This window comes from Enterococcus sp. C74 (assembly GCF_040887125.1).
GTDB lineage: Bacteria > Bacillota > Bacilli > Lactobacillales > Enterococcaceae > Enterococcus_B > Enterococcus_B hirae.
In genome coordinates this window covers 14,161-27,570 of the sequence record NZ_JBFOFA010000009.1, presented here as the reverse complement: position 1 = coordinate 27,570, position 13,410 = coordinate 14,161, and the positions used below count along the sequence as shown (strand labels likewise).

Sequence of the window (13,410 nt, the reverse complement as noted above, 5' to 3'; positions counted from 1 at the left end):
TTTTGATATTCAAGTGAAATATCAGTGCAAAACTTATTCTTATTCTTTTTTTTATTTTGTATATATATTAAAGAATTATTCTTAAATTTTATTAACCCATCAACATTTTAAAAAAAATCAATAATTTTGTCTTCATCTGCTTGTTCAATCAAATAGATATAAAAAGAAAAGGGGGATTCCAAATCTTTATTTTTAATTTCCTCAAAAAATACTTCGATGCTCTGAATAGAAGTATTTTTATAAATATTTTCATCGTTTGCAACGATATCATGAAAGTGTCCACTACTAATATATTTAAATATATACATTAAATTTTTTTCTTTAAGAAATTGGTTAAATAACCTATTTTTAAAAGATTCCGATAGGTTTTTCGGAATAATAGTTGAGCCACTTAGCTTTTGTGGTAGCACTTTCGCTAATTTATTAAGATGTTCTAAATCAAGAGAATGAAAAACATCTTTCATAAAACTTATAGTTAAAGTTTTCAATTTTGACTCCCTTTCTTTTATTATTATAATAACAATAGTAGTATATCATGAATAGGATAGTTCATTAAATAAAATTAAGTATCTTAGTTATTAATAACTATATATAAATCTTAATCTAGTAGTCTTAATTTAATATGGAGATACTAAATATGGAAATAGCATACTTTTAGAAAAGCATTTCTTATATTTGTTCGTTATGTCTATTCAATTAGATTGAAATAAATAATATAGCAATGAAATAAAGTTAAATTCAAATATGTATTGTATACAATATCCATGAAGAGGTTGAGTTAACATCAAGAAATAAGAAGGAATTTCCGAAAATTGCTTCTCAAATTTTTGGTAAAATTCGGCTTATTTCCGAAGATGCTGAACACTTTTGTCTCAACCTCACTAATCTTAGCATGTTTATTTGGTTAAAATAGTTTTACCGTGACGGAGCATGATCCGTTGTTTGAAATGATAAAAATTTCGAAAAACGTAAGTATGGATTCTAATACTTTGATAGGATCGTTTAAACATTCTAGTGATAGCGTTATAAATAAGGCAATCGTTGATTTGCGACAATGTCTAATCGTTCATACCTTTGTCCATCCATCATAAAAAGATATTGGCGAATTTCACCAATATCAAAAAGTATAAAGCTTGATCTTAAAAAATAACCCCACCCACCAAACCAGGTTAACTCATGAACGAGTTAACCTGGTTTTTTACTCATATTCCAAAATCTTAATAAATGTTTTTTACGTTTTTTTGAAAGAAAGTACGTTACTTAATGAAATTTGGCACGATAAAGTCTATCAATGGGTATCTAGAGATAGGGGACTATTTTTTGTTGGTTTCGGCTTATTTCAAGGGACTACTGCTTAAACAGCGCTTTAGAGTGAATGATAAGATTGAGGTTCCAAATAAATCTTTAAATAAAAATAACGATATTTTGAATCATCAACTCGATGAAGCCTTTTCATGTCTATGTTATAGGTTATTAAATGACAAAACTAGTTATTTTTTGATAAAATCACATACGTTATAAATTGAAATCTGTCAGTCGTTTAGAAGGGAGAAGGGATCAATGAAACCATCTATTCGTCAATGGATAGCTTAGGATTTAATAATGGATTTTGAGGTAACTAACTCATATGTTGAAAATAATCACACCTTTTCATTATTCAAAAGATGAAAAAAATAATGAATGAGTGAGAGAATAGAAAAAATATTTTCTTGCTGATTAGGTATAGTGTATTTCATGTTAGTTAAGAAAAATAAGTATGTCATAAACATAACTAGCAAGCTCTTTTAATATGAAATGATAAAAATGAGAGGTATTCACCCAATGAATAATCACTGAGTCATTTCAAATAGAGCGACGTATGAAAGGAGAAATAAAAATCGTTATGAGATTCAATCGAAAAATCATTTTGTTTGTTCTGCTAATAGCTATTGCAAGCACTTATTCCTTTATCTTTTTTAATAATACAGAAAAGATCGCAACGACAGGAGATATCGCTTTTCATTTTTCCAGGATCAAAGGATTGGCTTCTGTATTTTCGGGTCCGATCAATTTTACTACATTCAATAGTTATGGTGGTGGGGTCAACTTTTTTTATCCTTATCTAACCCTATTTCCAGCTGTGATCTTTTACTGGATTACCCATAATTTGATCTTAAGTTATATGTTATATGTTTGGGTACTGAATGTTTGTACCATCCTCATCACCTTCTATTACGGACGGAAATTTTTTAAACGTGTAGATGCGGCATTTTTATTTAGTTGTTTCTATACTTTTTACGGGTATCGAATGATCGATATTTACCAACGTTCAGCGATTTCAGAATCAATTGCTCTGACGATTATGCCAGTAGTCCTCTACTACACGTATAGACTTCTTTTTGAAAAGAAGAATTGTGTGATTCCTTTAGCTGTTAGTATGAGTTTGCTTATTTATACGCATGCCCTTTTTACGTTTATGAGCGTAATAGTTATTGGGCTTTTGTTTATCGGTTCACTTTTGGCTAAACGAAAAAAGAAAGAAAATGTTTTGGACTTGTTTGTTGGAATGGCAAAAGCTGTCGGCTGGACGATTCTCTTAACAGCGTATGCTTGGTACCCAATGCTGCAGCAAGTCCTGCATCAAAGCATCAATCGTCCTTTCCGCACAAACCTTCAGGAGCGGGGAGTGAACATTTTTGAAAGTTTGTTTGGTGCGATGACTAATGATTTGACGACATTTACAATGGGAACGATTGGTGTCGTGTCATTAGTCCTCCCGCTTTTCTTTTTGAAAAGATTTGAACGAAGAGAAAGAGTCATTTATTTTTGTGCAGTAGCTACGTGGTTTTTATCGACGAATGTTTTTCCATGGTTTCTTTTCCAAAATACACCTATTCAATTGATTCAATTTCCTTGGAGAATCTTAGGGTTTCAAGTGCTTTTCGGATCATTGATCTTGGTGATGGTCTTTTTGAAATGCAGACCAGATCAGAAAAAAAGTATATGGTGGATTGGCGGAATCGTCCTCCTGCTTTTGACACTAACAGTAGTAACGAAAATAAATTATACGCAAAAAATCCAATCCTATAACGGTCGTCTGATTATGACAAAAAAAGAGATTAAGCATTACACGACTTCAGGGACAGGGGGACTTTATGATTATGCACCGTCTGATGCGCTGAAATACAAAAATCAGTTGAAAAAACATGAAGTAAAAGTTGGGAATGAATGGAAAAGTAGTTCTCATAAAGCGTATGATTCAAAAATCATTTATACAGTGGAAGATGCGCAAGGGCAAAAAATCACGTTACCTGTGTTTGATTATTGGGGAACCGTTGCGAAAGTAAATGGTCAAACGACTAGCATAGAAAATGATGACGGATTAGTAGCGGTTAAAGGAAAAGAAGGAACGACTACGATTGAGGTTTCCTCTACCTATCCGCCAACGATGATTTTTGCATTACTAACAAGCGTTGTAACTTTTTTATTTATCTTTATTCGATATTTGCTGAGAAGAAAAAATTTAGTAAAAAGTAAAATGGTCCCCCGATGAAGGGATCTAAAGTGAATGGCAGTGCAGAACAAACGTGAAAATGAATAAAGAAAATTTATAGAGTTTTCTTTTATTTTATGGATGAATAAGTTGACTATTAGAGACACCATTTTCAGCCATTTTTGAAATAGCAACCAATGATCGTATTCCTCAACGATACCGCTAGAAACAAGGTGGACGTTGAGGATTTTTTGTTAATTGTATCAGTCTATTTGTTTTAGCTGTTTCTCTTGTGCCTAATGTTTTAAGTTCTGTATATTCACAGCAATTACGGAGAATATCTGAACAAAGAGTTAGATGTATTTGATACTAGTCATAATTGATAAATGAGGGGGTGCGTTTTTCCGTGTCTCTTTATAGTTGATCAGTATTTTCTATGGCGAACTACTCCTTAGAAACCTACATAAACCTTTTTTTGAGTATCTGATTCTGATTTCGTAACGGTTAAACCAATTTTCTAGTTTGCAGATGAGGGATTGGTTAGAAATAATTTTTCAAATTTTCGGCATAATCTCAAGTTTGGTTTGTTAGAATGAGTGAAACAATCAAGGAGGAGTTTTATTAATGAAAAAGGGGATATTGTTGGCTGTGGGGTTGTTGTTTGTACTAGCTGGTTGCGGAACGGATCAGGCAAAAGATGTTTCAAGTAAATCGACAGACACTATTGTTACAAAAACAAGTAAGACAGGTTCAACAACGACGAAAGAATCTGATAAGACTGAATCATCCAGCTCGTCAGAAACAAAGGTAAAAACAGAGTCCACGGCGACGAGTACATCAGAGTCAACTCAAACTACAACGGCTGAGTCTGCGACACCAAGTAGTCAGCCAGTTGAAAAAAATAGCTGGGATGCGAGTAAGGCGACTGAATTAGCTACGTTTATGTCAACTTGGGGTCAGGAAATGGGACAACAGTATAGAAGCTACAATGATCATGTGAATGCTAATTATTATGGATTGCAAGTACCACAATACATTTTTGATGGGCAATGGTCTATGGTGATTGATCAAACACCAGTTACCGTAGAATGGTCAGAAAATGGCAGAGGACAAGCGGGATTTGAATTAGTGGCGATCTACTCTGATATCGATCATCCAAAACCGTCTGGAGCTCATTTGTATTTCTTTGGTTTCCAACAAAATCAACCTAAGGTAATGGTGACTCAGCAAAACCAAGGAAACCCAAACAATTATTTGTATTTCAAAGAAACTGAGAATAATGAATTGAAGAACGGTTTCGAGCGGATTGTGAATAGCTAGAGGAGACGTCCTTCCAAACTTAGAAAGAAAATTTCTTGGAAAAGAGGTTGTGAAAGCATTGGTTAGCTCCGATAATAATAAGAAAGAATTTTTAGAAACAGTTTCTCGTGTTTTTGAAAAATTTAGGCTTATTTCAAGGAGCTGATGCTTGAACACCATGGAACAGAGGTTGTGAAAGCATCGGTTAGCTCCGATGCCAATAAGAAAGAATTTTTTGAAACAGCTCCTCATGTTTTGAAAAATTCAGGCTTATTGCAAGGAGTTGATGCTTGAACACCATTTATCTGTTTCCAGAGCAAAGAGTGAGATGGATGTCTCAGTCTTTTTTTTGTTTCTGAAAGGATAATTTGCTAAATAAAACAGAAAAATTTATGAAAAATTCCAATAATTACGTTATACTTATTATGATTTTTTGAAAGGAGTTACTAATGAAAACAAAGAAAAAATTGCTCTTATTTGTTATATTAATACTTATTGCGGGTCTTTATTCTGTGAATTATTTTAGGCATGCACAAACGATTTCTACGACAGGAGATATCGCATTTCATCTTTCCAGAATTAAAGGATTATCCTCTATATTCTCAGGACCAATCAATTTTACGACTTTTAATAGTTATGGCAGCGGTGTAAACTATTTTTACCCCTACTTGACCCTTTTTCCAACGGTAATTTTTTATTGGATTACCAATAATTTGATCGTAAGTTATATTTTATACGTATGGGTGTTGAATGTTTGTACCATCCTATTGATGTTTTATTATGGTCAAAAATTTTTAAAGCGAGTAGATGCTGCCTTTTTATTTAGCTGTCTGTATACATTTTATAGCTATCGAACGATTGATATTTACCATCGTTCAGCGATTGCAGAAGCGATTGCACTGACGATTATGCCTGTAGTTTTGTATTATGCTTACAAAATGATCTATGAGAAAGCAACAGCTGCGATCCCGTTAGCAATCAGTATGAGTTTGCTTGTTTATACGCATGTTCTCTCTACTTTCATGTGTGCGTTTTTCATTGGAATGATGATCATAGGCAAACTGATTGTGAATAAACTAAATAAGGAAGAAACCATTCGCTTGGTGTTGGAGATGTCAAAAGCTGTGGGAATGACGATTCTTTTAACGGCCTATTTTTGGTATCCTATGTTCAAGCAAACCATGTATCAATCCATCAATCAGCCAGGAAAAACAGATCTGCAAAATCAAGCGATCAATGTATCTGATAGTTTGATTGGGGCCATGAATAATGATTTGGCCTCCTTTACAATCGGGATTATCGGGATTGTTTCTTTGATTCTTCCGCTTGTGTATTTTAAAAAGCTAACGAGCAAGGAAAAAGTGATTTACCTGATTGCAGTAGCTACCTGGTTATTATCAACTAAGCTGATCCCATGGGCACTATTGCAAAATACACCCGTTCGATTGCTTCAATTTCCTTGGCGGATATTAGGGTTTCAGGTACTTTTTGGCTCATTAATTTTATCCATTGTTTTTAATAGGATGGTATTTGGACAGAAAAAAAGAATACTTGGTATTGCAGCGATTGTTTGTTTTATGTTTGTTGTTTCGGCAGCCACTAAAGCCAATTATAATCACAAAGTGCCAACACTAGGTGACCATTTAGAGGTGAATAAAGACACTCTAGGTAGTTACATCACTGTAGGTGTTGGAGGGGTCTTTGACTATGCACCACTAGAAGCCATGAAATATAAGGAGCATGTGCAAAAGCATGAAATAAGAGTAGACAATGAATGGCAAACAGCAGCATATAAAGCTTCTGATTCCAAAATAGTCTATACAGTCAAAGGTGCTAAAGATAAAAAAATCACGTTACCCGTGTTTGATTACTGGGGAACTACAGCAAAAGTGAATGGGCAAAATACCAAGATTGAAAACAATGAAGGATTAGCAACATTTGAAGGAAAAGCAGGAACAACGGTAATTGAAGTTTCTTCTAAGTATCCCTTTACAATGATTCTTGCTTTTATTGTCAGTCTAGGAAGCTATCTTTTTGTTTTTATTCGTTTCTTGATCGGCAAATGTTTCGTTTCGAAAAAAATTGCGTAATATAAATATTCGTACGAGGACAAAAAACTGAAAGATTCGTTAACATCTAGTGAGATCACTAGGTGTTTTTTTATTCTTATTTACTTCATGGTGAATGACAGTAGAAAAAATAGACAACATCGAGTGATTGATTTTTAGAATAAAGTTGAACGATTATGATGGCAAAAGAACTTTTTATGAGTTTAAAGTTATTTAATAGTATTTTTCTAGTATTTTTATAGTGGGTTGCATTATATAAATATGTGGAAAAAGTATATACGTAGCTTTTTGTTTATTGATAAAAATAAACAATTTAGCTGTTGGAAATCCGATTTTAGCGAATGATGTTTATTGTTTAAGTATATAAAGAAGGAGAAAATATGATGTTTGAAATATTTAAAGGGAAAACTATTTCTCTAAGTAATCCGACTGTCTTATTAAGTCATAGTTCTAAAAATAAAAATTATGGTGATCTCATCCGAGACCTATTGGTAAGCTGTGGAGTTCCTAATGATATGTTATTGTATTCTTCTCATAAAATGAATGAAATACCAGTTGGCAATAACATTTTTGACTATCTCGAAAAAACTATAAAAGTAAAAAAACATGCAGTTTTTTTACTTTCTGATGACTATTTCGAAAGTACTGCTTGTTTAAATGAAATGGGAGCTATTTGGCTCAATCAAAATCAGTACACACAATTATTTTTACCTGATTTTGATTTAAAGCATCATAGCTATTTAAGCTGTTGTATAAATAGTAAAGACAAAGGGATATTTTTAACTGGAGATGACCGTTGTCAAAAGGGTTTAACAGATTTTGTAAGAAATATTCTAAGGGATAGCTTTTTATCATTTAATGAGACAGAACTGGCTTATAATGCGGAGATATGTTGTAAGAATTTAAGAGATTTAATCCCCAGAGATAAAGTATGGAAATCAAGAATTAGTGAAATAACGGAGAACAAAGGATATGTTTTCGCTAAAATTGAAAATTTAATTCCTACAGGAGAAGTTTTTAAAGAAGGTGAAAATCACTGGTTACAATTAAACACGAACTATTTTCCTGAAGCAGAATCAATGAAAGTGGGAGATAGGATAGCATTTAAAGTGAAGGATTTTACAGAGTGCAAAAGTTTTCAAGAGTTAAAAAATTATAGAAATATATATGCTTATAGAGAAACACTTGAGATTATTGATTAGTATAAGCTATATTAGGAAATTTTATGCTATTTTGTAGAATATATATGTAATAGAAAATACAAGAATGACTTTTATTTATTAGAATATTAATGAATAAATTGGTTTGGCTATCCCACCGTATTAAATAAGAATAACGCATATTAGTGAACAGAAAAGGAGTCGCTTTCTGTTCATTTTTTATAAATTTTAAAAAGCTATCAAGTGATAACAGGTGAGACGTCCATTTAACTGTCAGTTATTTCTTCACAGTTGCCAGTGCCTATCAGTCTCATAAATGACATATAAGTCGTTAATCATATTCATAAAATTGAATATTCTTTAATGAAAAAACGGTTTGATATTTTTAGAGAGAAATCCAGTTTTTTTTTAATTTGTTTCATCAATGATTATTGGATAAGGCAATCTTTCAGATTCGACAGAGATCCTACGCTTATAAGCATTCTTTTTCACCCAGTCAATGGTTAATACAGAATTTGAATAGATCATTATCTAGCAGTCTTGCTTTTAATGCATTGATTAACACTTAACAAGCAAAACTCCAGATTCAACATTCATTTGTTCGTTTATTAATTTTTTTTCATAACTAAGTTATTGCTAGTCAATTTATTGTAAAGTAACGTATGAAATAAATGGACTGATAACATAGCTTCTGAAATTGCCGTTTGAGCTAGTGTAGCAATGAGGGATTTAGGGATTTCAGCGTTAGATTGTTGCTAACAGAAGATGAATGGGGTGGGGAACATGAAGAAACATTATTTGGCTTGTTTGTTGTGTCTGTTCTTTTTATTTGCTTTGCCAGTACAGGGCTTTGCAGTAGCGGGTGGACATGGAGGTGGCTCAACGAGAAGCGGTGGATCTGGCGGAAGTTTTGGTGGTAGTTCGGTCGGACATCATTTTTATGACGATCGGCCAATTATCGGACGATCACGAGGGTATTATCGATCGAGTTCATACGGTGACGTAGAGGACTATGTATTAATGGGGGCGTCTGTTGGTGGTTTTGCGGCGTTTGCTTTATTTAAAAGGAAGAAAGAACAGCACAGTGTGACCAGAGAGCTATTTTCTCGTATGCCTGGGAAAAAGAAAGCGAAGAAAAGATTGCTTTCAGAGATCGAAACCAGCTTCTTTGCGATTCAAAACGCTTGGGAACATGAAAAAATGGAAAAAGCCTCGCGCTATTATACGAAAAAATTATTTTTGGAGCATCAACAGGTCTTACAAAAGAACCAAGAAGAGGGTATTAAAAATCATACTAAGAAAATCGTCCTGCAACAGTTGGGGAACTATCGTCAAATAGAGGAAGACAGTTTCTCGATCCGAATTGATTTTAGTTGCTATGATTATACGATTGATCGAAAAAATAACCTGCTCTTATCAGGGTACAAGCATCAGCGACAATATTTTTCTCAGATCTGGTATTTCAATTATTCAGACAAAGAACAAAAATGGCAGGTAGATTATATCCAACCGATTTCATTGGGTTAAGGTAACGGTAGGAATGATTAGTGGATGCTGAGTTTATTGATAACAAAGCATAAATCAAAAAATGGCATAGAGGGGGAGCCGTGATCAAAATGAATCTGGTCGGCTCTCTTTTTTTGTGGGAATGTTTTTCTTTTTTAGTGAAGTACGGGGATACTCATAGGAATGTTAGCCAACAGAGGGGATGAACCTGGCTATCATAGTTCATTTTTCAACAGGACTTGTGGAGCAATGAAAAGTGGAGAGTGAACCCTATAATAGCTAAAAGAGAACCTCACGTTAATTAATTTCCGCTACCTAGGAAAAAAGTAAGTTTGAAAGCGCATACCTTGGTAGCTAAACTAAACGTGTAAGAAAAAAAGGGGAGATGGTAAAGATGGCAAAAAATATTTTGTTGATTTGTGGTTCGGGTGCTTCTAGTGGATTTATGGCGGCTGCTATTCGAAAAGCAGCGAAAAAAAGAGGGGAAGAAGTAACTGTGAAAGCGGCTAGTGAGTCGCAATTGGATGAACGGATCAATGAGATCAATTATCTGTTGATTGGTCCGCATTTGTCTTATATGTTAGCAGATCTCAAAGCACAAATTGAAGGAAAGAACGTGAAAGTAGCAGTCATTCCACAAACAACCTATGGCACTTTAAATGGAGATAAGGCACTAGATCTGATTTTAAGTATGGAGGGCTAACGAATGATGAATAAAATTATGGACTTCATGACGAACAAATTTGCGCCAAAAGTAAATAAAATTGTCAAGAATCCTTGGGTCTCGGCGATCCAAGATTCGATCATGGCGGCTTTGCCGTTAGTTTTTGTTGGTTCTTTAGTCACAGTGGTTTCTCTGCTAAAAAATATTTTTGCAGGTTTACCTGATTTTTCAATGATTAGTAATTTTTCTTTTGGGATGTTTGGTTTGATTGTTTCTTTTTTGATTCCTTATTATCTCATGGAAAAAAAGGGAAACAGCGGTCAAAAGCTGATTTCAGGTGCTACCGGATTAGTGTTATTCATGATGTTACTATTTCCCACAGTATCTGCTGAAGGAAATGCTACGTTTATTCTTTCTCGGTTTGGCGCTACAGGCATGTTTCTTGCGATTATTTCTGGTCTTTTTGTTGCCTGTGTGATGAATTTTGCTGCTAAAAGATCATTTTTCGATGAAGATACACCGATCCCTGATTTCGTGGTGGGGTGGTTTAATAGTTTATTGCCGATTACGTTTATCTTGATCGTTGGTTGGTTTATCACGGTACAAATGAATGTTGATTTCTTTGAAGTGGTCGTTTGGGCATTCAGTCCATTGGCAAAAATCGTACAATCTTACCCAGGTTTTGTCTTATCCGTTTTTATCCCGGTCTTTTTATATACGTTCGGTATTTCAGGTTGGGTGATGATGCCGGCCATCTATCCTGTATATATGGCTGGATTAGCTGCTAATGCTGAGGCTGTTGCAAATGGTGGACAAGCAATGAACATTGCTACTCAAGAAACTTGTTATGCTTTTTCATCAATGGGTGGTGTGGGGACTACCTTGGCCTTGTCTGTGATGATGTTGCTGCTAAGTAAATCAGCACAATTAAAAGCGATTGGTAAAGCGGTCTTTATCCCTTCAATCTTTAATATTAATGAACCGTTGGTTTTTGGGGCACCGATTGCTTTTAATCCTTACTTGATGATTCCTATGTGGATCAACGCACTGATCGTACCAACGATTTCTTATGTGGTGATGAATATGGGCTTCGTGAATATTCCTAGTCAATCATTCTTGTTGTGGTACATGCCATATCCATTTACATCTTATTTAGCCACTCAAGATTTCCGTGCGGTCATCGTCTGTCTGTTGATCTTTGTTATTACATGGTTTATCTTCTTACCATTTTTTAAAGCATATGATAGTTCATTATTAAAACAAGAAAAAATTGCTGAAGAACAGGAAGCAGCGCAAGCGAAAGCGAAAGCAATGCAAGCTTCAACGGCTCAATAATTGGAGGTAGTAGTATGTCACAACAGTTTGTGGAAGAAACAGATAGCCTAAACGAATTATCGATGAATATTTTGATCCATGCAGGTAATGCTCGTGAATTACTGGTAAAAGGTCTGAATGCACTGGAGGAAATGGCGTTCGATGAAGCAGAAGAATTGATTCAATCGGCACATAAAGAAGTGGTGATTGCTCACGGCTTGCAAACAGATACGTTACAAATGGAAGCTTCAGGAGAGCAGATCCGCTATTCTACGTTGTTCTGTCATGCGCAAGATACGTTGATGACAGCACAAAGTGAGATATTGATTGGTGAACATATGGTGCGGTTATTTCGGAACTTTTCAAAAAAATTAACTAAATAGGAGGTATTCCATGTTTAAAGAATACAAAATGCCAAAAGATTTTCTTTGGGGAGGGGCGATTGCTGCCAACCAAGCAGAAGGGGCGTATCAAGTTGATGGTAAGGGCATCAGCCTCGCTGATTTACATGTTTTCCATGCGGATAAAACAAATGCAGAAATTGCGGAAGAGCAACATAAAGGAATGTCTTTGGCTCAGTTGAAGGCGAATATGACAGATGAACAAGGCTATTATCCTAAACGCCATGGGATCGATTTTTATCATACCTATCCTGAAGATTTAGCGCTATTAGCAGAGATGGGCTTTAAAACATTTCGGACGTCGATTGATTGGTCGAGGATTTTTCCTACGGGCGATGAAACGGAACCGAATGAAGCGGGTTTGGCTTATTATGATGCATTGATTGATAAAATCCATGAGTTAGGGATGGAGCCGATTATTACGATGCTTCATTATGAAACACCAGTAGACATTACTTTAAACTACGGTGGTTGGCATAATCGGAAAGTGATCGATCTATTTGTAAAATATGGAAAAACAATTTTAGATCGTTACAAAGATAAAGTGAAGTACTGGATCGTCATCAATCAGATCAACTTGATCCAATTTGAACCATTCAATTCAACTGCTATACCTTATGATACGGTGGATCATTACGAAGAAGCTAGTTATCAAGCGATCCATAATCAGTTCGTTGCCAGTGCTAAAATCTATGAATATGGGAAAAAGCTCAACCCTGAAATGCAAATCGGAACGATGGTTGCAGATTGCACCGCCTATCCATTTTCTTGCGATCCAGATGATATTATTTTGGCTTTACGTCGTAATCGGATGGAGTATTTCTATACAGATGTGCAATTTCGAGGGGAATATCCTCAGTATGCGTTGAATTATTTTGCTGAAAATAATATCTATCTCGAGATCACTGAAGAAGACAAAGCCATTTTACAAGCGAATACGATGGATTATCTGGCTATTTCTTATTATTATTCGCAAATGGTCGACTCCAAGAAAAACGATTTGAACCCTGCATCGGTGACACCAAACCCGAACTTGAAAGCTAATCCATGGGGGTGGGCAGTGGATCCTAAAGGGTTGTATCATTCACTTTCGCAATATTGGGATCGTTATGGTAAAGCGATTATTATTGCAGAAAATGGCTTTGGAATGTATGACCAGTTGGAAAACGGCAAGATTCATGATGATTATCGGATCGATTATCTGGCTAGTCACATTGAAGAAATGAAACGTGCGATGTATGATGGAGTCAATGTGATTGCTTATTGTGCCTGGGGGCCGATTGACATTATCAGCTGTTCATCTGCTCAAATGGAAAAACGTTATGGATTTATCTATGTGGATCTGGATAATGAAGGAAAAGGTAGTGGTGATCGGATCAAAAAAGATAGTTTTTACTGGTACAAAAATGTGATTGAATCGAATGGAGAAAATTTGTAAAGTCGCCAGTTTAAAGAATAGGTGTGATGCGAGACATGGATCTTCGTATCCACCTTTTTTTGAGATAGTGTGGCAAATCAATGGATA

10 protein-coding genes are annotated in these 13,410 nt (G+C 34.9%); 9 read left to right on the top strand and 1 reads right to left on the bottom strand.

Annotated elements, in window-relative coordinates; genetic code table 11:
• Positions 1 to 107 precede the first annotated feature (107 nt).
• Positions 108 to 488, bottom strand: coding sequence for a hypothetical protein (locus AB3H93_RS11315; protein ID WP_368020583.1), 381 nt, complete (start codon positions 486 to 488; stop codon positions 108 to 110).
• A 1,394-nt stretch (positions 489 to 1,882) separates the two neighbouring features.
• Here AB3H93_RS11315 and AB3H93_RS11310 point away from each other — a divergent pair.
• The 9 genes from AB3H93_RS11310 to AB3H93_RS11270 all read left to right on the top strand — a co-directional run bounded on the left by AB3H93_RS11310 (position 1,883) and on the right by AB3H93_RS11270 (position 13,323).
• Positions 1,883 to 3,532 (top strand): hypothetical protein, encoded by a 1,650-nt coding sequence (locus AB3H93_RS11310; RefSeq protein WP_368020631.1) that lies wholly within the window; start codon positions 1,883 to 1,885, stop codon positions 3,530 to 3,532.
• A gap of 564 nt (positions 3,533 to 4,096) precedes the next feature.
• Complete coding sequence (locus tag AB3H93_RS11305; RefSeq protein WP_010737048.1) at positions 4,097 to 4,792, top strand: DUF4767 domain-containing protein; 696 nt, start codon at positions 4,097 to 4,099, stop codon at positions 4,790 to 4,792.
• A gap of 428 nt (positions 4,793 to 5,220) precedes the next feature.
• On the top strand, positions 5,221 to 6,861 hold the full coding sequence (locus AB3H93_RS11300; protein WP_368020582.1) for a hypothetical protein: 1,641 nt from the start codon (positions 5,221 to 5,223) through the stop codon (positions 6,859 to 6,861).
• A gap of 362 nt (positions 6,862 to 7,223) precedes the next feature.
• Positions 7,224 to 8,042 carry a toll/interleukin-1 receptor domain-containing protein gene (locus AB3H93_RS11295; RefSeq protein WP_010720936.1) on the top strand — a complete coding sequence of 273 codons (819 nt, stop codon included), beginning with the start codon at positions 7,224 to 7,226 and terminating at the stop codon, positions 8,040 to 8,042.
• Positions 8,043 to 8,783: 741 nt separating this feature from the next.
• Positions 8,784 to 9,527 carry a hypothetical protein gene (locus tag AB3H93_RS11290; RefSeq protein ID WP_368020581.1) on the top strand — a complete coding sequence of 248 codons (744 nt, stop codon included), beginning with the start codon at positions 8,784 to 8,786 and terminating at the stop codon, positions 9,525 to 9,527.
• Between the two features lie 373 nt (positions 9,528 to 9,900).
• Entirely contained in the window at positions 9,901 to 10,209 is a 309-nt protein-coding gene (locus AB3H93_RS11285; RefSeq protein ID WP_161638034.1) for a PTS sugar transporter subunit IIB, read from the top strand.
• A gap of 6 nt (positions 10,210 to 10,215) precedes the next feature.
• Complete coding sequence (locus AB3H93_RS11280) at positions 10,216 to 11,505, top strand: PTS sugar transporter subunit IIC (RefSeq protein ID WP_368020630.1); 1,290 nt, start codon at positions 10,216 to 10,218, stop codon at positions 11,503 to 11,505.
• A gap of 14 nt (positions 11,506 to 11,519) precedes the next feature.
• A complete protein-coding gene (locus AB3H93_RS11275) occupies positions 11,520 to 11,867 on the top strand; it encodes a PTS lactose/cellobiose transporter subunit IIA (RefSeq protein WP_010720932.1) in 348 nt (115 codons plus the stop codon).
• A gap of 10 nt (positions 11,868 to 11,877) precedes the next feature.
• Complete coding sequence (locus AB3H93_RS11270; protein ID WP_368020580.1) at positions 11,878 to 13,323, top strand: glycoside hydrolase family 1 protein; 1,446 nt, start codon at positions 11,878 to 11,880, stop codon at positions 13,321 to 13,323.
• Positions 13,324 to 13,410: the final 87 nt, after the last annotated feature.

Coding starts and splice junctions, on each gene's coding strand:
- AB3H93_RS11310 (WP_368020631.1), top strand. CDS start 1,883: ATGAGATTCAATCGAAAAATCATTTTGTTTGTTCTGCTAATAGCTATT.
- AB3H93_RS11305 (WP_010737048.1), top strand. CDS start 4,097: ATGAAAAAGGGGATATTGTTGGCTGTGGGGTTGTTGTTTGTACTAGCT.
- AB3H93_RS11300 (WP_368020582.1), top strand. CDS start 5,221: ATGAAAACAAAGAAAAAATTGCTCTTATTTGTTATATTAATACTTATT.
- AB3H93_RS11295 (WP_010720936.1), top strand. CDS start 7,224: ATGTTTGAAATATTTAAAGGGAAAACTATTTCTCTAAGTAATCCGACT.
- AB3H93_RS11290 (WP_368020581.1), top strand. CDS start 8,784: ATGAAGAAACATTATTTGGCTTGTTTGTTGTGTCTGTTCTTTTTATTT.
- AB3H93_RS11285 (WP_161638034.1), top strand. CDS start 9,901: ATGGCAAAAAATATTTTGTTGATTTGTGGTTCGGGTGCTTCTAGTGGA.
- AB3H93_RS11280 (WP_368020630.1), top strand. CDS start 10,216: ATGAATAAAATTATGGACTTCATGACGAACAAATTTGCGCCAAAAGTA.
- AB3H93_RS11275 (WP_010720932.1), top strand. CDS start 11,520: ATGTCACAACAGTTTGTGGAAGAAACAGATAGCCTAAACGAATTATCG.
- AB3H93_RS11270 (WP_368020580.1), top strand. CDS start 11,878: ATGTTTAAAGAATACAAAATGCCAAAAGATTTTCTTTGGGGAGGGGCG.